We start from the raw sequence: 20,847 nt of genomic DNA, 5'->3' as shown, positions 1-20,847 counted from the left end.
ACATCACGCTGGAGCTGTGCCCCACGTCCAACATCCACACCAAGGCCGTGGCGGACCTGCAGGAGCTCAAGCACATCATGCAGACGTTCTGGGACCGCAAGGTGAAGTTCACCATCAACACGGACTCCCTGCCTTCGGGCGAACGGCTCCGCCTGCTGGACGCGCTCTATGAGATGGCGCTCGCGGACGGCCCCCTCCAGCGCTCCGAACGCGAGGCCCTGAAGCGCATGGCCGAAGGCCTGGACGTCCCCGACGCCAAGGTTCAGGCCCTGGCCGAACTGCACCTGGGCGACGCCACCGCCCACTACCAGACGCTGGGCCTCCCCCCGGACGCCACCGACGCGGAGGTGAAGAGCGCCTACCGCAAGCTCGCCGCCCGCTTCCATCCGGACAAGGCTGCCCACCTGGCGCCCAAGGCCGCCGAGCAGGCCGCCCGCCGTTTCCAGGCCGCCCGCGACGCCTACGAGGAAATCCGGAGGCTGCGCGGCCTGTAGCCCGGGTTAGAAGACAGGAATCCCATGAGCCAGCGTCCCCCGAAGAAGAAGGAAGCGGAGTTCCAGAACAACCCGTTCAAGTCCGCCATCAAGACGCTCCAGGACCAGGAGAAGCAGGAGAAGGCAGCGGCCGCCGCCGCGGAGGCCTCGAAGAAGAAGACCGTCGCGCAGAAGCCCACCAAGGCCCCCAAGGCGCGTCCGGAAGACGACGACGTGGGCCTCTTCTTCTCCGCCATGGACGGCGTGCACCAGATTACGAACCGCGGCGAGGCCCCCAAGACGAACCCGCGCCTGCCGGAGATCATCGACGACAACGCGGAGGCGCTCGCGCAGCTCTCCGACCTGGTCGCCGTGGACGGGCCCCTGTCCTTCACCGGCTCGGACGCGGCCTTCGAGGGCGCCTCCCCCGGCACCGACCCCAACCTGCTGCGTTCGCTGCGCCGGGGCGACTTCTCCGTGCAGGACCGGCTGGATCTCCACGGCAAGACGCAGCGCGAGGCCCAGGCCGCCGTGGAGCGCTTCCTGTCCGATAGCCGCCGTGCCAAGCGCCGCTGCGTGCTCATCGTCCACGGGCGCGGTTTGAATTCCAAGGATCAGATCCCGGTGCTCAAGGACGCGGTGCGCGACTTGCTGTCGCAGAAGCGGCTGGAGCGGATGGTGCTGGCGTTCTCCACTGCCCGTCCGCAGGACGGCGGGGCTGGCGCCGTCTACGTGCTGCTGCGCCGATAGCTTTACGCGTGGCCGTGGCTGTGCATACATGCCGCCATGGTTCGCGACCTCATTGACCTTCACATCCACGTGGGTGGCGCGGTGGCTCCGCACATCCTGTGGTCCATTGCCCACCAGCAGGGCTTCAAGCTCCCCGTCAAGAACTACTTCGACTTCGTGGAGCTGATCACCTCCCGTCCGGGCAAGGTGGGCAGCCTCGACGACTACCTGAAGATCCTCCACACCTGGACGGAGAAGATCCAATCCTCTCCCAGCGCCATCGAGCGCTCCGTCTACGAGGTGATTGGCAAGGAGTACCGGGGCAGCCGCGTCACGCAGATTGAGCTGCGCTTCAATCCGATGAAGCGCAACCTCTCCAGCGAGCTGGACCTGGACCACATCATCCACGCGGCGCTGCGGGGCATGGACCGCGCGACGCTGGAGTACGGCGTGAAGGTGGGCCTCATCTTCTGCCTGGCCCGCGAGTTCGACCACAAGCTCAACAGCATCATCGTGGAGAAGGCCATCAAGTACCGCTCGCGCGGCGTGTACGGCATCGACCTGGCCGGCACGGAGCGCGACGCGATGGAGCACAAGTCGTCGCTCTCGGAGTACGAGGATCTCTACGCCCGCGCTCGCAAGGCCGGCCTCAAGTGCACCGTGCACACCGGCGAGACGGCCGGCACGGGCGCCAACGGCCTGATGGCGGCGGTGGAGAAGCTCAAGCCCCACCGCATCGGCCACGGCATCCGCGCCGCGTACGACGAGTCCGCGATGAAGATCCTGCGTGAGAACAACATCACGCTGGAGCTGTGCCCCACGTCCAACATCCACACCAAGGCCGTGGCGGACCTGCAGGAGCTCAAGCACATCATGCAGACGTTCTGGGACCGCAAGGTGAAGTTCACCATCAACACGGACGGCCCCTACCTGCTGGAGACGGACATGCGGCGGGAGATTGAAATCGTCGAGTCCAACAACCTGCTCACCACCGAGCAGGTGGACCAGGCACTCGCGTGGGCGCGCGAGGCGTCCTTCATCCCGGCCTGACGCATGTACGGCCTGACTCGCGCATTGCTCTTCAGCCTGCCCCCGGAGCCCGCGCACCGGCTGGGCATGTCGGGGCTCGCGGCCCTGGGGAAGTGGAACGCCCGCTGCCGCGCCATGCGCGAGCACACGCTGCGCCGTGCCCCCATGGACCTGTCCGTGGAGCTGGCGGGGCTGAAGTTCGCCCACCCGGTGGCGCTCGCCGCCGGGTTGGACAAGGACGCGGAGGCCGTGGACGGGCTGTTCGCCTGCGGCTTCTCCGCCGTGGAGGTTGGCACCGTCACGCCGAAGGCCCAGCCGGGCAACCCGAAGCCGCGCCTGTTCCGCCTGCCGGAGCACCGCGCGGTCATCAACCGCATGGGCTTCAACAACCACGGCACGGCCACCGCGGCGGAGCGCCTCAAGGCCCGCTCGTGGAAGCCCGGCCCGCTGGGCGTGAACATCGGCAAGAACAAGGACACGCCGCTGGAGCGCGCGGTGGACGACTACGTGGCGTGCGTGGATGCGCTCGCGTCGCTGGGGGACTACGTCGTCGTCAACGCGTCCTCGCCCAACACGCCGGGCCTGCGCAAGCTGCAGGAGCCAGAGCAGCTGTCCGCGCTGCTGCTCGCCGTGCGTGAACGGATGGAAGCCGTGGCTCCGGGCACGCCGCTGTTCCTGAAGATCGCCCCGGACCTCACGCCCGAAGCCGTGGATGAAGTCGTGGACGTGGCGATGGCGCGCGGACTGTCCGGGCTCATCGCCACCAACACAACCCTCACCCGCCCCTTCGAGCACCCGCACTCGAAGGAGGCCGGCGGCCTGTCCGGCGCCCCCGTGCGCGAGCTGTCCAACGCCGTCATCCGCCGCGCGTACCAGCGCGGCAAGGGCGCCCTGCCCCTCATCGGCGTGGGCGGCGTGTTCACCGCGCAGGACGTCTACGAGAAGCTGCGCGCGGGCGCCACCGTGGTGCAGGTGTACACGGGCTTCATCTACGAGGGCCCGGGCATGGTGGACCGAATCCTCCCGGAGCTGGGCGCCCTGCTGGCCCGGGACGGCTTCGCCTCCGTGCGCGACGTGATTGGCGTGGACGCTCGCTAGGGGAGTCCTCTTCTTCGCGCTCCTGAGTCACCCCTACGCCGGGGAAGTCACCCAGGACTCTCCGCGCAACTCCTGACACGGCTCCGTCAGCGTGTCGGCACTTCGCGCAGCTCGACGTCGCTCGGGCCCAGCTTGTCCAGCGTCGCGGCGAACCGCTCGGAGACCACCATCACCCCCGTTCCCCATACGCGGAACACGTCGCTCGATGGCACAGTGGCCGCGTCCAGCGCCCAGTCGGTGGCGAGGCTGAAGCCGCCCTGGTGGTCGCAGTAGTCGCAGGACGGGCTGTCCGGCGTCATCGAGGCGTAGTGGGCGCGGCCGATGGGGCGCGCCTCCACCTCGTACAGCTGTCCCCTGCTCCCCTGCAGCTGCGCCTGCACCGCCTCCACGCCTTGCAGCGGCAGTTCGCGAAGGGCCGCCCGTGCGTCCTCGCGCACCAGCAGCTGCCAGCCAGGCCACGCCGTCAGCGGGCCGAAGTCACCGGACGCGGTGCCCCGAAGTGGCCCAAAGGCGCAGCCTGGCGTCACCTCCTGGTCCACCGCCACCAAGGGCGTGATGGCCGCGGCCATCCGGCGGTACTCGGCCACCGTCGTCGGCCAGAGCGTCTCCTCGAGTTCCTTCGCGAGTGCCCCCGTCCCGCTCAAGTCCACCGTCGGGTACGCGCCCGCGCCCGCCCAGGTTCCGCAGCGCGGACAGTCCACCCCTGGCAGCACCCATCGATGCTCGGCGTCGTAGCGCCCGCTCCACCGCCATGACTCCTGCGATGCGCGCACCCTGTAGTACCGCATCAGTCATCCCTCACAGGTTGGGGACTCAGGTCGACGACTTGCCAGTACGTCATGGTCAGACCGAAGAGGCCGTGCTTTTGAATCATGGCCGACGCCTGCTCGAAGTATTCCACCTTCCTGGCGCGGTCCCGTTTCAGCTCAAGCCATTCCTCCCACTCGCGATTCCACGGCCCGCCTGCCTCTCCGCGGTGAATCTTGTGATGCAGGTCGGCATCAATGGCAATCACGTACTGGTGGACATCGATGCCTCTGCGCGCGAAGCGACGCTCGAAGGCCTGGGGGAAGATGTGGTGCCGCTCCTTCGGTCGCCTCGCCCATTCTTCAATGGCCTGCTGCCGACGCAGTTCGCTGGGCAGCGGCTCTCGCCTGTGCCAGCGAAACACCATGATGGGCTGCGCACCGCCTGGAAGTCCCTGGGCATTTCCCCAGTTGCGTTGCGCGCCACTTCCAGGCGCGACGAGGAGTGGTGCCACCGTGGCGCCTCGCGTCCGCACCACGCGCCCGGGCACCAGGTCCTCGCAGCGGTACAGCGCGCAGCCCTCGCCGGCACACAGCGCCGCGGTGCAGATGTCGTGCGTGTCATCGCGACATCCTGCCGTCGTTCCCGCCTCCCGCCACACCTCCTCGGGCGTTAGCCGGTGCACTCCAGCTGGCGCGCAGCTGACAACGAGCAGCAGCCCAAGCATCCAACGCATATGGCCCCCGGACGTGAAAGCCGCAGTCTTCCGCACAGCTCACCGTCGCGAGCATGTCCGCGCGGGCAGCACTTCATCCGGTCGCCGACAGCGACCGGCCTTCCCGGTGGCCCCGGGCACGCCGCTGTTCCTGAAGATCGCCCCGGACCTCACGCCCGAAGCCGTGGATGAAGTCGTGGACGTGGCGATGGCGCGCGGACTGTCCGGGCTCATCGCCACCAACACCACCCTCACCCGCCCCTTCGAGCACCCGCACTCGAAGGAGGCCGGCGGCCTGTCCGGCGCCCCCGTGCGCGAGCTGTCCAACGCCGTCATCCGCCGCGCGTACCAGCGCGGCAAGGGCGCCCTGCCTCTCATCGGCGTGGGCGGCGTGTTCACCGCGCAGGACGTCTACGAGAAGCTGCGCGCGGGCGCCACCGTGGTGCAGGTGTACACGGGCTTCATCTACGAGGGCCCGGGCATGGTGGACCGAATCCTCCCGGAGCTGGGCGCCCTGCTGGCCCGGGACGGCTTCGCCTCCGTGCGCGATGTGATTGGCGTGGACGCTCGCGAAGGCATGCCCGCATAGGCCCACCTGCCCTCCGGGGCAGGCAACCTGTCTTCCTGGCGACACAGGAAACTCGGGACAGGGTGCGGGCGATGATTGTGGGACGTCTTCCGCCCTTCGAGGTGCGCCGTGAAGATCTCCCGTCCGCCGTCGTCCCCGCCCGCGTCGCCGACCTTCACGCCGCGCCCTTCCGTGCCGCAGCCGGTCCCGCCGAAGCCGCCCGCGGAGCAGAGCCCCTCCGACGTCTTCGACGGGCCGGTGGCCAGCTCGAACGTGGGTGACAGCAAGCAGGGTGCTTCAGGCAGCAGCATCCGCGTCGGCGCGAGCGCCTCGAGTGGCGGACAGGGCATCGAGGACCGGGACAAGTTCAAGCCCTCACAGGGCCCCGGCGGCCCGGGCACGACCGCCTCCGGCAGCAGCATCCGCGCGGGCGGCCGGGGCAACTCCGGCGGGACGCAGGGCGATCCCCCCTGCACGCCCCACCGGAGGGACTGAAGACGCCGTTCCTCCCGCGCACGCGCGCTCAGTACTCCTTCAGGAGCGCGGCGGCCACCTTGAGGTCCAGCCGCTTGAACAACGCCGAGACCTTCGCCTTCGGGATCAGCTTCTTCGCGGCCGCCTCTACGCGGAGGAGCGCGAAGGCGAGCTGATCGAGTGAGGCGAAGGCCGGCGAGACAGAGCCCTCCTCGTGCGCGTAGCGGACGACCGCTCCCGTCGTGACGTCGAGGAGGAACATCTCGCCGGAGCCGTCGCTCGCGATGCCGACGTACTTGTCGTCGTTCGCACCGGCCAGGTCCTCCTTCTTGCAGTCGAAGCCGTAGCTGTCGAAGTCGAAGGCGAGGGTCATCGACGGCACGCCACCGCCCATCACCACTTCGTCCAGCGCACGACCCGCGGGAACGGCACGAACCTTCTTGCTGCCGGGCTTCGACACGCGGGGCGCCTTCGGGAAGAAGCGCGCCGCGTCGGCCGCGAAGTCACCGCGCTCGATGTAGCCGGCCAGGGTGCTCGCCTCGGTGCTCTCCCCCCACTCGGTGAGCGTGGGCTTGCTCACGTCGAGCGGCGTGCCGTCCTTGGCGAAGAACGTCGTGCTCTTCAGCTTGCCCTTGGCGAACACCGCCGTCAGGCGATGAGGCCAGGGCTTCGGGACCTTGAAGATCTTGTGCAGGAGCTTCGTGCCGGCGTACTCGAACAGGGCGCCATCGACCGGGCCGACGACCCACTCGAGGGCACCGTCGATGACGCCATCACGCAGTTCAATCCGCAGCTCGTCCGGGAAGTCGAAGCCGGGGCGGAAGCGCACCTCGACCAGCGCGCCGTCCGCGAACGTCGCGATCATCGTATTGTTCGGCCCGTTCGGCAGCCCAAGCGCCTCCTGCATGGCCAGGCGCGGTGCGTGTTCCGACATCTCGTGGATGCCGAGCGACCATTTGATCTCTCCATCCAGCTTGCCGTCCTTGCGCGTGGCGTCGAGCAGCAGCAGTCCCGACGGATGGATCCACAGGCGCTCGCGCGCGTCGTTGGGACCTCCGCATCGCCAGAGTTTGGTGGAGGCATCGAAGGTGGCTTCAGGAGGAACGCTCTTGGGGCGCGGGGCGGTCGTCATCGCGCCGCACCATACCTGTCGCACCCCTTCCCTCCACCTTCTGGTGGGCGCGGAAGCGCTGTCTGGCTTTGAACGCTGACGCGCTGCATCCCAGACGCGTCTTCGGTTTTCCGGGACTCCTCGGAAACTCGGAACGTGGTGGGTCCGATGATGGTTTCAGGAACTCCGTCCTGAGGTGCTTCGTGAAGATCTCCCGCCCGCTGTCGAGCCCCACGCAGCCCGAGCAGCCCACCCAGCTTCCGGTGCATCGCGCGTCCGGGCAGAGCCTGGCTGGCGGGCACGGATCCTCCAGCAGCGCCCAGGGCTACAGGGATCCGCCGGACCTCTTCCAGGGCGGCCCCAGCCATGACCGGCCTGGCCTCTTGATCCAGGACCGCCTCCATCGCGGCCCCGTGGGTGAGGGCGGCCAGGCGCGGCCCTGCGCCTCCGGCTCCAGCGTGAGGGGCCAGGGCGGTGGCCACTCCGGTTCCGTCTCGTGCAGCTTCGTGCCTTCGGAGAGCGGGGCGGCGGGCGCGGCCAGGCCGAAGCCATCCTCCCCCTTCCAGAAGTTGGCCGAGCGGGTCCGCGACCTGTTCGCGAAGCTGGTGGGCGCGGACGCGCCGGAAGGCTCCCGCCGTGGCCGGGTGGCGACGGGCGATAGCTCCCGGTCCGCGGGCTCCAAGCACACCGGCAGTGGCCAGGGACGCATCGGGGCCGAAGAGGAGCTCCAGGCCAGCGACCCGGCTCGGGTCGGCGGCTGACCCGCTGCGTGATCCTGCGTTCCGGGCGTGAGTGACGGTAGGCTTGCCCCGGAATGAACGACGTCCAGCGATTCGGGCCGTACCGCGTCCTGCGGGACATTGGTGAAGGCGGCATGGGGCGCGTCTCGCTCGCGGAACGCGAGGGCTGGGAAGAGCCGGTCGTCCTCAAGCGAATCCACTCCGAGCACGCCGCCGACGTCCGCTTCCGCCGCCGACTGCTGCGTGAGGCGGAGGTCGCCGCCGGACTGCACCACCTCAACGTGGTGCGGGTGCTGGAGACGGGCGTCATCGACGACCAGGTCTACCTGTCCATGGAGTACGTCGCGGGCTCCAGCCTCGCGCACATCCACGCGGCGAGCCGGCCGGAGCTGCTGCCACCAGGCCCCATCCTGGATGCCATCGCGCAGGCCTGTGACGGGCTCGCGTACGTGCACCAGTTCGTCAACCCGGAGTCGGGCAAGTGGATGGAGCTCATCCACCGCGACGTGTCCCTGGACAACCTGCTGCTGTCCTACACCGGCACGGTGAAGATCGCGGACTTCGGCATCGTGAAGACGTCGGAAGGCACGCAGACGACATCCGGCGTGGTGATGGGGAAATTGGCATACATGTCCCCGGAGCAGATCCGCGACGAGGTCCTGGACGCGCGCGCGGACCTGTACTCGCTGGGCATCTGCCTTTACGAGCTGCTCGCCGGACGGCGGCCGTTTCCCATCCAGCGCGGCCGCGCGGTGATGGAGTCGGTGCTGTATGACGCTCCGCCACCGCTCACGCCGCAGCGCCCGGGGATTCCCGCGTCGCTGGTGTCGCTGGTGGAAGCACTGCTCGCCAAGGGCCGCAAGGACAGGCCCACGGAGGCCGCCGCCGTGGCGAAGGAGCTCCGCGCGGAGCTGGCCCGGCTGGGCGAGTCCCCGCTCTTCCCCTCCCGGCTGATGGAGCCACCCACCGGCGTCCCAGCGAAGCCCCGGAGGCTCCGTCCGGCCCTGCCCGAGCCTCCCGCCTCCGAGCCCACGGAGGTGATGAAGCCGGAGGTCCTGCCCACCCTGCCCCTGGAGCCCGCGCCTCCACTGCGCTCGGAGGCGCCGACCCAGGCGTTGAGGCCCCAGCGCCCGGTGTCCCGGCCGCCGGAGCCCGCTCCTCCCGCGAAGCGGTTCCGGCCCTCCGAAGAGACACCGCCACCGTCCTCACAAGCACTGTGGCTCAAGTGGGTGGCCGTCTCCGTTGCGGGAAGTCTGATCGCCGCGGCGGCCTGGTGGTGGAGCTGATCAGCAGCCGCAGGTCCCGCTGAAGGCGTACTGGTATTGATATTCCGTGTGCGTGTAGGTGCCGCCCGCGTCGAAACACACGCGATAGCTGTACTGCTGATTGAACAGGCCCGGCTTGCCGCGCTGGTAGGGGTAGCTGCCATCGTCGCACGGCGGAGGGAGGTGCTCAGGCCCGCCCCCCGTGATGGAACGGGGAGCAGCCGCCATCGGATCACCCTCACAATACCAATAGACGCCACACGCGCGGTTGTCCGAACAATACTGCCCGCCCGAGTTGATCCACTCGGACCAGTTCGCGCACGAGCCCAGCGCGGCCTCCGTCGTGGCCAGTGAAGCCTCCTCGGCCGCGGCCTCCTCGGGCGTCATGGGCCCACCGCACGCAGTCAACGCCAGACCCGTGCAGACGCCGACGACGACGCGCAGCAATGACATTCCAGGCATGAAGGGGGACTCCTTGTCCGAGGGGGCACCGGCATGGCGCCCAGCCGTCCGACAGGGATTCAGATTAGACAATCTCGACTCCCCAGACCAGCGCAAGCCTTTCAGGAAAATTCCCGACAAGAACGGTCCGTTCAAAAGGCGGCAAAGCCTATCGGCTTGCAATCCATTGCCGCACCGCGGCCAGCTCGCGCCGCGTCATATTGCCGCCCTGAGCAAAGCCATCCTCGGCCTTGTTCGCCAGCGTCAGAGCCCGCGCATGCTCCGCGGGCTGACCCCAGAGTGCCTGCGCGAGCGCGAAGTGCGTCATTGCGGCGTCCACCGGGTTCCAGCCCAGCGGGGCCAGCACCCGCTCGGATGTCTCCAAAAGCTCTCGCGCGCTGTCGCCCTGCCCCAGCAGGAAGTACGCGAGCCCCAGCGCGGTGCGGCTGTGGATGGTCCGCGCATGGTCCGCGCCCAGCGAGCGCGACTTGGAGTCCAGCGCCGCGCGCAACAGCGGCACCGCCTCCTTCGGACGGCCCTGCGCCACCATCAGCCGCCCTACGTCCTCCTCCAGCGTGTCCACCGCGAACTCCTCTGGTGGCAACACCTTTCGTTGGAGCGCCAGCCCTTCCTGGAAGTGCGCGAGCGCGTCCGCGTCCCGCTCCAACCGCTCCTCCGCGCCGGCCAGCGCCTTCAGCGAATCAATGGCCTCGCGGCTCTCCGCGCCAAAACCCTGACGCATTCCCTCCAGCGCCTGCCGGTGCAGCGCGAGCGCCCGGTCCGGCGCGCCCAGCGACTCCTGCACCAACGCGATGTCGTGGAGCAGCAGCAACGTCTGGGAATTGAGCGGCCCCAGCGTCTGCTGTTGCAGCGTGTACGCGCGCTGTAGCCACTCCAGCGCCTTCGGCAGGTTGCCTGACTCCTGCTCCGCGAAGCCCAGGTTGGTGAGCGTGCCCGCGAGCAGCGGATGCACCGGGCCCAGCCGCTCCTCGTAGATGGCGAGCGCCTTCTGGTACAGCGCGGTGGCCTCCGCCTTCTTGCCCTGGCGCAGCATCACCATGCCCAGGTTGTTGTAGACCTTCGCGGTGTCCACGTGCGTGGGCCCCAGGGTGCGCTCGCGCAGCGCCAGGGCCCGCGTGTAGTGCTCCGCCGCCGCGTCGAGCGCTTCCTCGTTCAGCGCGAGGATGCCCTCGTGGTTGGCGAGCCGTCCCTCCAGGTCCGGCGCGGAGCCCAGCCGTTCGATGAGCGCGTGCGCCTGGGCGCTCCACAGGTGGGCCTCGGGGAACCATTCGGGATCCCCGCTCAGTCCCAGCACCAGCTCCGTGGCCACCTGGAGCGCCACTTCGTCATGCCGTCCCGCCGTGGCGGCGGCCATGGCCTCGTGCCACGTAGCCCGCGCGTCGCGCGACTGGCTCATGCGGTGGTGGGCCCAGCCCAACACATGGAGCGCCTCCGCCTCCACGGGCCGGTAGTGCGTCACGTGCGCCGCCTCCACTGCGGCCTTGGCCACGGGCACCGCCTGCGCGTAACGGCCCGTGTCGAGCAGCGCCTGCGCATGCGCCACGTCCTTGCGCACGGCGTCCACGCGGGTGCGCGCCGCCTGGTCCTCCGGCGGGGGCACCGCGGCGGAGAGCGCCTCCACGTTCGCGCAGCCAGACACGCCGCGCAGCGAATCCACCGCTTCCGCGCTGCGCTGCACCAGCGCCACATCCGCGTGCGCCAACTCAGCCCCCAGCGCGTCCACCGCCCGCAGGCGCCGGTCCAGACACGACATGCGCAATGCCAGATGCGCTTCCGGCTGCTCTCCCGTCACGCGCGTGGCCTCGCAGGCCTGGCGATGCATGCGGCTCCACTCGGACGCGTAGGCATCCAGCGCGCGCTCCACCCGGTCGAAGGCGCCATCCGCGTCCTTCGCGCCACTCTTCTCGAAGGCCTCCGCCACCGCCGCCTTCTGCGTGGGACCCCAAACGCGGGCGAACAGCTTGGGCGCGCCGCTGCACGGCGTGGGACGCACCCACGCCACGCCCACGCCCAGGAAGAGCCCGGCCACCACCGCGATGGAGCGGCCCGCGAGCTTCTTCCGTCCCGCCTCCGGGTCGCGCTCCAGCGCCGCCAGCAGCGCCTCCATGGACGCGAAGCGCTGCTCCGGCGCCACCGCCAGGCCCTGCGCGAGCACGCGGTGCACCCAGCCCGGGACGGATGGATGCGCGGGCGGCTCCAGCTCCACCCGGGGCACCACCGCGCCCTGGGGGGCCCGCTGCGAATCCAGCAGCGTGACGGCCATGCGCCGCAGCGTTCCCTCCTCGAAGGGGCGCTGACCGGTGAGCGCCTCGTAGACGGACACGCAATAGCTGAACTGATCCGCGCGCGCGTCCGGGCCCCGGCCTGCGTACTGCTCCGGCGCCATGTACGCGGGCGTCCCCACCAGCGCGCCCGTCGCCGTGAGCCTTGTGTCGAGCGGCCCTTCCAACAGCGCGGCCGGTGGCACCGCGGGCCCGGCCTCCGTGCCCACGCCCGCGTCGGACGCGATGCCGAAGTCCGTCACCCAGACGCCGCCGTCCCGGCCCAGCAGCACGTTGTCCGGCTTGAAGTCGCGGTGCACCAGCCCCGCAGCGTGCGCCGCCGAGAGGCCCTGCCCCATCGCCCGGCATACGGCCAGCACTTGGCGCTGGGGGTGCGGCCCCTCGCGCAGCCACTGGCGCAGCGTGCCGCCCTCCACCCGCGCCATGGCGATGAACACCCGGCCCTCGTGTGTGCCCACGTCGTGCACCGTGAGCACGTTCGGGTGGGACAGGCGCGCCATGGCCTGGGCCTCGCGCACCAGCCGCAGCGCGCGGGCGTCCTCCTCCTCGTCAGGCAGACGCCGCTCGTGCAGGAGCTTGATGGCGACGGTGCGGCGCAGCTCCGGATCGAAGGCCTCGAAGACCTCGCCCATGCCGCCCTTGCCCAGCCGCGCCAGCAACACATAGCGGCCCACGCGCGTCGCGTGGAGCGGACGCTCCGGCAAGCTGGAGTCACCCGTCGGGTGGTCCGTGTTCGGCGCCTGGGAACCGGTGTCTTCAGTGGGCCGGGAGGTCTTCATCGCCCCCAGCCTATCCTGAACCCGCCTTTCCCCATTATCCGTGCCTGCCTACCTGCTCCGGGTAGTGATTGTGACAATGCCCAATGGCAGACATTGCACATCGGGCACGACGCACACGGTCAGAGGCGATTGGCTATAGCGCGCCCATGCCCACCCTCCTCCTCAGCGCCAAAGACTTGCGCGGCCTCTACACCGTCGAGCTCGGTCTGGAAGCCGTCGAGCGCGCCTTCCTGGCGCATGGCCGCGGTGACGCGCTCATGCCCCCCAAGGTGTACCTGTCCCTGCCGAAGTACGAGGGCGACTTCCGCGCCATGCCCGCGTTCCTCGACGGCGCGGCTGGCGTGAAGTGGGTCAACGCCCATCCGAACAACCCTCGCAAGCACGGCCTGCCCACGGTGCGCGCCGTGTACGTGCTCAGCGACCCGGACACCGCGTCCCCGCTGGCCATCCTGGACGGCACGCTGCTCACCGCGTGGCGCACCGGCGCCGCCGGCGGCATCGCGTCCAAGTACCTGGCGAAGAAGCAGCCGCGCACGTTGGGGCTCGTGGGCTGCGGCGTGCAGGCGCGTGTCCTCATCGACGCGCACCGCGCCCTCTTCGGGGACCTGGAGCTGCTGCTGGCGGACGCGTCCGCCCAGGCCGCGGAGGCACTCCAGAAAGAGAAGGGAGGCCGCGTGGTGAGCCTCCAGGAGGCCTCCGGCGCGGACATCGTCTGCTCCGCCACGCCCGCGCGCGCCCCGGTGGTCCGCCGTGAGTGGGTCCAGGCCGGCGCCCACATCAACGCCATGGGCGCGGACGCCCCCGGCAAGCAGGAGCTGGATCCGCGACTGCTCGTCGAAGGGCGCGTCTTCATCGACGACGCGGATCAGGCGCTCCACTCCGGCGAGGTCAACGTGCCGCTGCACGACGGGCTCATCCAGGCCGAGCAGCTCGCCGGGACCCTGGGAGAGGTCGTCGCTGGCCGGAAGCCCGGCCGCACCGGCACCGAGGTCACCGTCTTCGACTCCACCGGCCTCGCCGTGCAGGACGTGGCCCTGGCCCGCGCGCTCTACGACGTCGCCCTGGCGAAGGGCGTGGGCCAGCGGTTCGATCTGGTCGAGGACGCCTGACGCCCGTATCCCACCCGGTGCATCCTCCTCGCGGAGACGACCCTGAAGGGCGCACGGGGGCGGCGTTGTGAGGCAAAAAAGAGAGCGCTCGCCGGCACCTTGGAGTTTTACCGGCGAGCGCCCCGGGCCGCGTGCCGACTGGCAGGGCCTCGTAAAGTCGCGGCGGATGTGGAGAGCGGCCTGTCAGCCCACCCCACGCCACCTTCATGTTTCCAGCCATCCGCCCCGCGTCCCGTGTTCCGGGCCCCGCGCTCGGCGTCCGTTTCCTTCAAAAAACCCCTGCGTACCGGCGGTGATTCCTCCACCCGCCTGATCCGCCACACCCAGGGTGAGCACGCCTGCCGCTTCCGGCAATGCCCGAGGCGCCATTACCACGCCTTGCCCATCAATCTCCACGAAAATCGAGCTATTCCCATCTATAACCTGCGCACACGCAGGTCCTCGGGGAGAAACCGCCTCCCTTTTCTACGAAACGCGCCCGCCCCCAATTGCTGAGGACGGGCGTGGATTATCCGGATCGGTCTGACATTTGCCGGCCCCTGGGGGCGGTTTCAGCCTGGGGGCAGTCCTGCCACCTGGCGGTACAGCGCGTCATGTCGGCGCACCATCTTCTCCAGGGACAGCTCGCGGGCGACGAAGCCCCGGGCGGCCTTGCCCATCTTCCGGGCCTCCTTGGGGTTGGCCAGCAGCCGGCGGAAGGCCTGGGCCAGCTGGGCGGGCCGCTCCGGCTCCACCACCAGGCCCCGCTCGCCGTCCGAGATGAGGTCCGGATTGCCGCCCACCCGGGTCACCACCATGGGCAGCCCGGCCGCCATGCCCTCCATCACCGCGTTGGACATGCCCTCCGCCGTGGAGCACAGGACGCCGAAGGTGGCCTGACCGTAGAGGGCCGGCACGTCCGTGCGGTGCTTGAGGAAGTGCACCCCGTCCGCCACCCCCAGTTCGTGCGCCATCTTCTCCAACCCCGGCCGGCGCGGCCCGTCCCCCACGAACCACGCGTTCAGCTTCGTCCCCTCATGACGCAGCATGGCAAGGGCGAGCAGCAGGTCCTCCTGCCGCTTCACGGGGTGGTTCATGTTGGCCACGTGGAGGACCGTGGGCACTCCGTTGGTTTCGGGCAGTGTGTCCTTGAGCCCCTCCGCCGCGCGCGCGTCGAAGCGCTGGAGGTCCAGGCCGTTGTGGATGACGGAGATGCGTGAGGCGGGCAGCCCCTCCTCGTTCATGAGCAGCTGGCGGATGGCCTCCGCGTTGGCGATGACGTGATCCGCCATGCGCGTCATCTGCGCGTGCAGCAGGCGGCGGGCCTTGCCCTGCCAGTGGGACAGGTCCAACCGGCCGACGATGACCTTCGCGCCCGCGAGCTTCGCGGCCGGCACCGCGATGATGCTGGAGTAGAAGTCATGCACGTGCACCAGCTGCACGCGGTGCTGCTTGAGCCAGCGGGCCATCCGGTGGATCTGCAGCAGCGTGTTGGGCTGCACGAGCGAGCCCTTGAGTGAGAACACCTCCGGCGCGTGCCCCAGCTTCCAGACGGAGCCCATCAAGGGCCCCGCGTCCTCCAACACAGACACCTGCAATTGATAGCTGGAGGGCAGGCCTCGCAGCAGCTCCAGCACCTGGACCTCGGTGCCGCCAATGTGGAACGACCGGGTGAATTGCACCAGGCGGAGGGGCTCCTGCCCCATCCGCGCATCCTCACGCCGCATGCCCAGACCCCTCCCACGTGGCCACCGGCGCGGGATTCATCGCCGGTTGCCTCCCCACCGCCAGGGCTCGCTCCCGTGCCTGCGCGATGCGGTGCGCGCTCGCGGCCAGGCCGAAGAGCACGTAGCAGTGCGCGGACAGGATGTAGCCCGAGAACAAATCACAGACGAGGTAGCCCGCTACCGCCGCCAGTAAGGCGCGTGCCAGCCATCCCATCTCCGAGTCCGCCGACGCGGCCGCGGCCCCGCCCACGGCTCCGCCCGAGAACACCAGGAAGCACAGGAGGCCAATCCACCCGAGCTCCCCGATGACGTCGAGGAAGATGTTGTGCGCCACGTAGGCGCGGTGCGCCTCTGGCGGCGCGTACTCGAACCAGGCGTAGCGGAAGCCGCCCGCGCCCACGCCGAGCAACGGCTTGTCCAGGCTCATGCGGCTGGCCACCTGCCACGCGTAGACGCGGCCCATGGCGGACGCGTCCTCGTGGAACGACGCCACCGTCTCATTGCGCTGCCAGAAGCTCTTGGGCGCGAACACCGCCAGGCCCGCGACGAACACGGTGCCCAGCACGATGGCCTGCATGCGGCGCTTCTCGCGGATGGCCCACATGGCCATCGCCACCGACAGGCCAATGAAGCCGCCGCGCGAGTGCGACAACACGATGGCCACCACCGCCAGCACCGCGGACACCGCGCACAGCACGCGGAACACCCACGGGGTGCTCTTGCGCGCGAGGAACGCCACCGCGAGCGGCACCACCAGCACCATGTTCATGGCCATGTGGTTGGGGTCCGCGTACACGCCGACCCAGCGCGAACGGAAGCCCTCCACCATGTTCTCGCCGACGATGTACCAGTTGATGACGCCAATGGACGTCACGATGGCGCCCAGCACCATGGCGCCTGCCACCACCGCCAGCCGCTTGGGCGTGGTGATGACGTTGACGAGCGTCAGGTAGATGGCCGTGAGCTTGAGCAGCTCCACGCCCTGGAAGCGCGTCACCTCCGGGTTCACGCTCCACGCCACCGAGCAGAACGCCAGCGACGAGAACGCCAGCAGCGCGATGCCCCGCGCGCCGTCGAAGAAGAGAGGCTCCGCCTTGCCAATGCGGCGCATCACCATCAGGCCCGCGCCAAGCCCTGAAGTCAGCAGCGCGAGTCGCAGCGGCTCCAGCGCGGGGATCCACTCACCCGGCACCGCGTACATCACCGCCGCGAACCCCGCGAGCATGTAGAAAGCCAGTACGTCGCGACGCTGCCCCACCGCGCCCGGTCCCATGTACGCCACCCCTTCGCTGTCGGTCGCTCGTCCCGTCACACGCGTGCCCCTGGCCCTCGTGGATTTCCGTCTGCCGTTTGCAAACAGCCGTTTGCAAACAGCTGGCGGGCGAGGGGCAAAGCAGCGCGCGTGCCAGAAGATGGCAACGCGGGAGGCCTGTATCTTCGGGAGGTTGCGGGCTCGCCCGCGACCGCCGGGCCGGGCAAGGCTGAAAAAGCTACGGGACCGGGGCGCTCTCCATCGGTAGGACCGCGGAGGCGATCAGATCCAAACGGCCCTCGCGCAGCCACGCCGGCCCCAGCTCCGACAGAAGCCGCGCCAGCGTGACGTTCACCACCCGACGCAGCTCCTCACGCGCGGGCTCCGGCACCACGGGCGAAAGCGCCGCCACCGCGCGCTCCGCCGCGCTCGCACGCAGGCGAGGCGCATCCGGAGTGCCTTCGAACAGGCGCTGGCCCAGCTCCACCGTGCGCCCCAGCGGCACGGGCCGCACGTCCACGCCCTCCTCCAGCACGGCCATGCCCACCACGGCCGCCCACAGCCGCTCCACGCCCAGCACGTCCAGCGACACGCCGAAGCGCGCCAGCACCGTGTGCGCCGCGTCCTCGGAGCCGCCCAGGAGCGCGCCCAGCGCCGCCACCTGTCCCTCCGCGCGCGCGAGCAGTGCTTCCGAACCGGCCACCTCCCGCAGCGAACGGAACGGAACGGGCTCCGCGCCCGGGACGCGCAGCGCCCGCCGGGGACGCTTGCGCCGCAGGGCCTCCAGCGCGGCGGCCTCCTCCGGGAGCACCAGCGGCACGTCCTCCAGCTTCATGAAGGGCGCCTTGAAGAGGCGATCCGCGCGGTACTTGAGCTGGAGCGTCAGCGTGAAGCCCACCTGGAAGACGCGGCGCAGGGGCGTATCCCGCAGCACGTCCGGCGCCTTCGCCGGGTCGGCGCCCGTCAGGTGCTCCAGGCCCAGCGACAGGTAGTCGCGTACCCATTCGCCCACGCGGCGCACGGCGTCCAGGTCGCCCGGGTCGCCCAGCTCCGCGACGAGCACCGCGTTGGCCACTTCCCGCAGCTCGTCCTCCGCGTTCATCCGCTCCACGTCGGACAGGTCCCGGAAGGCCGCCTCCAGGTAGTCCAGGTGGCCGCCCGTGGCGCTGAGCGCGGGCGTCCCGGGCCCCGTGGGGCGCGGCGGCACGTCCACGCGGCTGAAGAGGGCGAGCGCGTCCTCCAGCGACGGGAAGCCCAGGTCGGACAGGCGCGCGCGGCGGAACTGGAACGCGGTCTCCTCCAGTTCGGAGGGAATCTCCCAGCGCACGGCCTCGAAGAGGCGCACCGCTTCGAAGGGGTTCTCCGCGATGAGATCATTGAGGAGCGCGCGCATGGCGGACGCCTCCACGCCCTCCACCTTCACCTCCACCAGGTAGCGCCCTTCCGGGGTCTCCATCGTCAAGCCCTGCGGGTTGACGTCCGGGTTCTCCTCCAGGTCGTGGACGGCGGTGAACTCCTTGAGGAGCGTCTCCACCACCTCCAGGTCCACCGCGTGCACCTTGCGCAGGAAGTCCTCCTGCTCGTCGCCGCGCGCGGCGCGCAGCCAGGTGAGCACCGCGTGAGGGTCCAGCTTGTCCTTCGCCCAGCCGCCCAGGTCCACGAAGGTGCGGAACTGCGCGGGCGACGCCAGCTGGACGAGCTCCGTCGTGTCCGCCAGCCCCACCTCCTGGATGGTGACGTAGAGGTCCTCCGCGGGCAGCGAGCGCACCAGCGCGGCCGTATCCTCCGCATCGAAGAGCGCCGCCACCCGCTGGCGCGGGGACAGGCGCATCAACCGCTGACGCTCCTCGCGAGGCGCGAGGGGCGAACCACCACCATTCGTCTTGCCGTTCTGGGACACGCCGGGGGTGCTACCACAGCGCGCCTACGGCCGGCAGCCTCAGACGCGGGTGGCCTTGCCGAAGGTGTCCAGCAGCGTGCCCCAGACCTCCTCCACGCCCAGCTTCTCAGTGGAGGAGAACGGGATGACCGCCTCGCGGGGCAGCTCCAGTTGCTCCGCGACCTTGTGCAGCCGGGGCTTGCGCTGCGCCTTCGTCAGCCGGTCCACCTTGGTGGCCACGACGAGGATGCGGCGGTTGTGCTCCTGGAGGTAGTCCAGCGTCTGCATGTCCTCCGGCGTGGGGCCAATCTCCGCGTCGATGATGCTCACCACCACCTCCAACCGGTGCCGGTTCTTGAGGTAGGTGGTGATCATCTCCTGCCACTGGGCCTTGTCCGCCTTGCTCGCCTTGGCGAAGCCGTAGCCGGGCAGGTCCGCCAGGCGCACCGTGTGGCGCACGCCGTCGCGGTCCAGGTCGATGTCGAAGAAGTTGAGCGTGCGGGTACGCCCCGGCGTGTTGGACACGCGCACCAGCTTCCGCCGGTTCGTCAGGGCGTTGATCATGGACGACTTGCCGACGTTGGAGCGGCCGACGAAGGCCACCTCCGCGCCGTGGTCCGTGGGCAGCCCCTTGAGCTCCACGGCGGTGGTGACGAAGCGGGAATCGAGGATCTTGATCAAGCGGAGGTCACTTACTTCTTCGCCGTGGCCGGAGCCGGCGTGGAGGGGGCGGCGTCCGCCCGGGTCTGCTGCTTGCGAGCGCGCTCGGCGGACCAGTGGTCGATGGCCTTCAGCGCTTCCTTGAAGTCGAACGGGCGCAGGGACGGCGAGGACGCGTCATGGCAGGTGCGGCACTGCTTCTCCGACGGGTCCACCAACCCCACCAGCCGCGCCAGCTCCGGGTCCTTCATCACGTAGGACGGCGAGTAGTACTGCCCGCCGCCGTGGCATGTCTCGCAGGTGACGGCCGCCAGCTGCTGCTCCGCCTGGTCCGGCGCGTGGCAGGACAGGCAGCGCGCGTCCTTCTTCTGCCCTTCCGCCAGCGTCTCGGTCGCACGGGCGTGCTTGGACTTCATCCACGCGTCGTATGCCTCCGGGTGGCAGCCCTTGCAGCTGTCGGGGCCCGTGAAGTCCGCGGCGCCGGCGAGGCCGCCGGAAACGGCGAGCAAGAGGGCTGAAAAGACCCGGAAGGCACGAGAAGACATGCCTTGAGCACGTAGCAGAGGCCCCTGGAGGGGGCAAGGCGTCTCGTTCGTGATTGAATACCGGGTGGACAGCTGCGTGGCTTGAGGTAACGGACCTTGAGGCGTGCCTGCCTGATCCGCTAGGGAGGAGTCGAGATGCGCACCCCCGTGATTGCCGTCCTGTTCGCCGTTGCCGTCGCTGCCGTCTCCCTGCCTGCTTCCGCCAAGCCGTGGCAGGGCATCGAGCCCGGGTCCTCCAAGAAGGAGGACGTGGTGAAGAAGTTCGGGGAGCCGTCCCGGACCATGAGCCAGGAGGGCAAGGAGATCCTGGCCTACTTCGCCAAGGAGGCCATCAAGGGCACCACCCAGGCCCAGTTCAAGGTGGACCCGGCCACCCAGATGGTGGAGCGCATCGACGTGTTCCCCGGGCCCGTCATCGAGAAGGACACCATCGAGAACAGCTACGGCCCCGCGTGCCCGGCCGGCGCCATGCCCGCCACGCCCTGCTACCTGCGCAAGCTGACGGACGACTTCCGCACCTACTTCCTCTACGTGAAGCTGGGCGTGGCCATCTTCTTCAACGAGGACGGCAAGACGGTGCAGTCCTTCGTCTTCACCACCCCCAAGGCCGCGAAGTAGCCCGTGCACGTCTTCGGACTGACGGGTGGCATCGCCTCCGGCAAGAGCACGGTGAGCCGGATGCTGCGGGAGCTGGGCGCGCGCGTGCTGGACGCGGACGTGCTCGCCCGCGAGGTGGTGGAGCCCGGCACGCCCGGCCTGAGGCGCATCGACGAGCGCTTCCCCGGCGTGGTGGGCCCCGACGGCCGCCTGGACCGGGTGAAGCTGGGCGCGCACATCTTCGCGAACGCCGAGGAGCGGGCCGCCCTCAACGCCATCGTGCACCCGGAGGTGCGCGCCCTCTTCCTCCAGAAGCTCCAGGCGTTGGAGGCGGAAGGGGTCACCCACGCCGTCTACGACGTGCCGCTGCTCATCGAAACGGGGCTGCACCAGGCCATGGAGGGCGTGGCCGTGGTGTGGGTGCCGCGCGAGGTGCAGAAGGCGCGGCTGATGACGCGCGACGGGCTCCTGGCGGACCAGGCGGAGGCGCGGCTCCAGGCGCAGATGGCGCTGGACGACAAGCGCGAGCACGCGACCTGGGTCATCGACAACAGCGGCGCGCCGGAGGCCACCCGCCCTCAGGTGGAGGCGGTGTGGCGGGCGATGCTCGCACACGGCTGACGGGCG

At 69.8% G+C, this 20,847-nt stretch carries 20 protein-coding genes and 1 pseudogene; 11 read left to right on the top strand and 10 right to left on the bottom strand.

Annotated elements, in window-relative coordinates:
- The 4 genes from D7V77_RS07720 to D7V77_RS07705 form a co-directional block, all read left to right on the top strand.
- Window positions 1-494 (top strand): DnaJ domain-containing protein (locus tag D7V77_RS07720; RefSeq protein ID WP_233596750.1); only part of this gene is annotated, 494 nt, incomplete at its 5' end.
- A gap of 24 nt (window positions 495-518) precedes the next feature.
- Window positions 519-1,223 (top strand): Smr/MutS family protein, encoded by a 705-nt coding sequence (locus tag D7V77_RS07715; RefSeq protein WP_120575619.1) that lies wholly within the window; start codon window positions 519-521, stop codon window positions 1,221-1,223.
- A 36-nt stretch (window positions 1,224-1,259) separates the two neighbouring features.
- On the top strand, window positions 1,260-2,252 hold the full coding sequence (gene add / locus D7V77_RS07710) for an adenosine deaminase (protein WP_120575618.1): 993 nt from the start codon (window positions 1,260-1,262) through the stop codon (window positions 2,250-2,252).
- Between the two features lie 3 nt (window positions 2,253-2,255).
- The gene (locus D7V77_RS07705) at window positions 2,256-3,329 is read left to right on the top strand and encodes a quinone-dependent dihydroorotate dehydrogenase (protein ID WP_120575617.1); all 1,074 of its coding nucleotides are present in this window, start codon (window positions 2,256-2,258) and stop codon (window positions 3,327-3,329) included.
- A gap of 86 nt (window positions 3,330-3,415) precedes the next feature.
- Here D7V77_RS07705 and D7V77_RS07700 read toward each other — a convergent pair whose 3' ends face one another.
- Window positions 3,416-4,117, bottom strand: coding sequence for a double-CXXCG motif protein (locus tag D7V77_RS07700; RefSeq protein ID WP_120575616.1), 702 nt, complete (start codon window positions 4,115-4,117; stop codon window positions 3,416-3,418).
- The gene (locus D7V77_RS07695; RefSeq protein ID WP_233596749.1) at window positions 4,117-4,803 is read right to left on the bottom strand and encodes a TIGR02269 family lipoprotein; all 687 of its coding nucleotides are present in this window, start codon (window positions 4,801-4,803) and stop codon (window positions 4,117-4,119) included. The genes D7V77_RS07700 and D7V77_RS07695 overlap by 1 nt, the downstream gene beginning before the upstream one ends.
- 94 nt (window positions 4,804-4,897) lie before the next feature.
- Here D7V77_RS07695 and D7V77_RS07690 point away from each other — a divergent pair.
- Both D7V77_RS07690 and D7V77_RS07685 read left to right on the top strand, forming a co-directional pair.
- Window positions 4,898-5,380 (top strand): annotated as a pseudogene (locus D7V77_RS07690) (dihydroorotate dehydrogenase (quinone)); the annotation flags it as partial.
- 108 nt (window positions 5,381-5,488) lie between these two features.
- A complete protein-coding gene (locus D7V77_RS07685) occupies window positions 5,489-5,854 on the top strand; it encodes a hypothetical protein (RefSeq protein ID WP_147452009.1) in 366 nt (121 codons plus the stop codon).
- Between the two features lie 28 nt (window positions 5,855-5,882).
- Here the strand turns inward: D7V77_RS07685 and D7V77_RS07680 are convergent, their stop codons facing one another.
- Window positions 5,883-6,965, bottom strand: a complete 1,083-nt coding sequence (locus tag D7V77_RS07680) for an SMI1/KNR4 family protein (RefSeq protein WP_120575613.1) — start codon at window positions 6,963-6,965, stop codon at window positions 5,883-5,885.
- Window positions 6,966-7,147: 182 nt separating this feature from the next.
- On the opposite strand from D7V77_RS07680, the gene D7V77_RS07675 reads away from it, so the two are divergent.
- Both D7V77_RS07675 and D7V77_RS07670 read left to right on the top strand, forming a co-directional pair.
- Window positions 7,148-7,705 carry a hypothetical protein gene (locus tag D7V77_RS07675; RefSeq protein WP_120575612.1) on the top strand — a complete coding sequence of 186 codons (558 nt, stop codon included), beginning with the start codon at window positions 7,148-7,150 and terminating at the stop codon, window positions 7,703-7,705.
- A gap of 53 nt (window positions 7,706-7,758) precedes the next feature.
- Window positions 7,759-8,970: a serine/threonine-protein kinase gene (locus D7V77_RS07670; protein WP_120575611.1), complete on the top strand. Its 1,212-nt coding sequence runs from the start codon at window positions 7,759-7,761 to the stop codon at window positions 8,968-8,970.
- On the opposite strand, the gene D7V77_RS07665 is transcribed toward D7V77_RS07670, so the two are convergent.
- Window positions 8,971-9,411, bottom strand: coding sequence for a hypothetical protein (locus D7V77_RS07665; protein WP_120575610.1), 441 nt, complete (start codon window positions 9,409-9,411; stop codon window positions 8,971-8,973).
- Window positions 9,412-9,559: 148 nt separating this feature from the next.
- A complete protein-coding gene (locus D7V77_RS07660) occupies window positions 9,560-12,472 on the bottom strand; it encodes a serine/threonine-protein kinase (RefSeq protein ID WP_120575609.1) in 2,913 nt (970 codons plus the stop codon).
- Window positions 12,473-12,618: 146 nt separating this feature from the next.
- On the opposite strand from D7V77_RS07660, the gene D7V77_RS07655 reads away from it, so the two are divergent.
- Window positions 12,619-13,581 carry an ornithine cyclodeaminase family protein gene (locus D7V77_RS07655; protein WP_120575608.1) on the top strand — a complete coding sequence of 321 codons (963 nt, stop codon included), beginning with the start codon at window positions 12,619-12,621 and terminating at the stop codon, window positions 13,579-13,581.
- A gap of 551 nt (window positions 13,582-14,132) precedes the next feature.
- On the opposite strand, the gene D7V77_RS07650 is transcribed toward D7V77_RS07655, so the two are convergent.
- The 5 genes from D7V77_RS07650 to D7V77_RS07630 form a co-directional block, all read right to left on the bottom strand.
- Window positions 14,133-15,287 carry a glycosyltransferase gene (locus D7V77_RS07650; protein WP_120575607.1) on the bottom strand — a complete coding sequence of 385 codons (1,155 nt, stop codon included), beginning with the start codon at window positions 15,285-15,287 and terminating at the stop codon, window positions 14,133-14,135.
- Window positions 15,277-16,560, bottom strand: a complete 1,284-nt coding sequence (locus D7V77_RS07645) for an O-antigen ligase (protein ID WP_120575621.1) — start codon at window positions 16,558-16,560, stop codon at window positions 15,277-15,279. Before D7V77_RS07645 ends, D7V77_RS07650 begins: the two co-directional genes overlap by 11 nt.
- A gap of 217 nt (window positions 16,561-16,777) precedes the next feature.
- A complete protein-coding gene (locus D7V77_RS07640) occupies window positions 16,778-18,439 on the bottom strand; it encodes a DUF6178 family protein (protein WP_120575606.1) in 1,662 nt (553 codons plus the stop codon).
- A 39-nt stretch (window positions 18,440-18,478) separates the two neighbouring features.
- Window positions 18,479-19,099 (bottom strand): ribosome biogenesis GTP-binding protein YihA/YsxC, encoded by a 621-nt coding sequence (yihA, locus tag D7V77_RS07635; protein WP_120575605.1) that lies wholly within the window; start codon window positions 19,097-19,099, stop codon window positions 18,479-18,481.
- Between the two features lie 11 nt (window positions 19,100-19,110).
- A complete protein-coding gene (locus tag D7V77_RS07630; RefSeq protein ID WP_120575604.1) occupies window positions 19,111-19,623 on the bottom strand; it encodes a multiheme c-type cytochrome in 513 nt (170 codons plus the stop codon).
- Between the two features lie 135 nt (window positions 19,624-19,758).
- Between D7V77_RS07630 and D7V77_RS07625 the strand changes: the two genes are divergently transcribed.
- Together D7V77_RS07625 and coaE are read left to right on the top strand one after the other, a co-directional pair.
- On the top strand, window positions 19,759-20,241 hold the full coding sequence (locus tag D7V77_RS07625) for a hypothetical protein (RefSeq protein ID WP_120575603.1): 483 nt from the start codon (window positions 19,759-19,761) through the stop codon (window positions 20,239-20,241).
- Window positions 20,242-20,244: 3 nt separating this feature from the next.
- Window positions 20,245-20,841: a dephospho-CoA kinase gene (gene coaE / locus D7V77_RS07620; protein ID WP_120575602.1), complete on the top strand. Its 597-nt coding sequence runs from the start codon at window positions 20,245-20,247 to the stop codon at window positions 20,839-20,841.
- The last annotated feature ends 6 nt before the right edge of the window (window positions 20,842-20,847 follow it).

Source organism: Corallococcus sp. CA041A (assembly GCF_003612075.1).
GTDB lineage: Bacteria > Myxococcota > Myxococcia > Myxococcales > Myxococcaceae > Corallococcus > Corallococcus exiguus.
This window is presented reverse-complemented; position numbering and strand designations above follow the sequence as displayed.

What these genes read in the sequence shown, in the direction of transcription:
- D7V77_RS07715 (WP_120575619.1), top strand. Translation starts at nt 519, where the DNA reads ATGAGCCAGCGTCCCCCGAAGAAGAAGGAAGCGGAGTTCCAGAACAAC.
- add (WP_120575618.1), top strand. Translation starts at nt 1,260, where the DNA reads ATGGTTCGCGACCTCATTGACCTTCACATCCACGTGGGTGGCGCGGTG.
- D7V77_RS07705 (WP_120575617.1), top strand. Translation starts at nt 2,256, where the DNA reads ATGTACGGCCTGACTCGCGCATTGCTCTTCAGCCTGCCCCCGGAGCCC.
- D7V77_RS07700 (WP_120575616.1), bottom strand. Translation starts at nt 4,117, where the DNA reads ATGCGGTACTACAGGGTGCGCGCATCGCAGGAGTCATGGCGGTGGAGC.
- D7V77_RS07695 (WP_233596749.1), bottom strand. Translation starts at nt 4,803, where the DNA reads ATGCTTGGGCTGCTGCTCGTTGTCAGCTGCGCGCCAGCTGGAGTGCAC.
- D7V77_RS07680 (WP_120575613.1), bottom strand. Translation starts at nt 6,965, where the DNA reads ATGACGACCGCCCCGCGCCCCAAGAGCGTTCCTCCTGAAGCCACCTTC.
- D7V77_RS07670 (WP_120575611.1), top strand. Translation starts at nt 7,759, where the DNA reads ATGAACGACGTCCAGCGATTCGGGCCGTACCGCGTCCTGCGGGACATT.
- D7V77_RS07665 (WP_120575610.1), bottom strand. Translation starts at nt 9,411, where the DNA reads ATGCCTGGAATGTCATTGCTGCGCGTCGTCGTCGGCGTCTGCACGGGT.
- D7V77_RS07660 (WP_120575609.1), bottom strand. Translation starts at nt 12,472, where the DNA reads ATGAAGACCTCCCGGCCCACTGAAGACACCGGTTCCCAGGCGCCGAAC.
- D7V77_RS07655 (WP_120575608.1), top strand. Translation starts at nt 12,619, where the DNA reads ATGCCCACCCTCCTCCTCAGCGCCAAAGACTTGCGCGGCCTCTACACC.
- D7V77_RS07650 (WP_120575607.1), bottom strand. Translation starts at nt 15,287, where the DNA reads ATGCGGCGTGAGGATGCGCGGATGGGGCAGGAGCCCCTCCGCCTGGTG.
- D7V77_RS07645 (WP_120575621.1), bottom strand. Translation starts at nt 16,560, where the DNA reads ATGGGACCGGGCGCGGTGGGGCAGCGTCGCGACGTACTGGCTTTCTAC.
- D7V77_RS07630 (WP_120575604.1), bottom strand. Translation starts at nt 19,623, where the DNA reads ATGTCTTCTCGTGCCTTCCGGGTCTTTTCAGCCCTCTTGCTCGCCGTT.
- D7V77_RS07625 (WP_120575603.1), top strand. Translation starts at nt 19,759, where the DNA reads ATGCGCACCCCCGTGATTGCCGTCCTGTTCGCCGTTGCCGTCGCTGCC.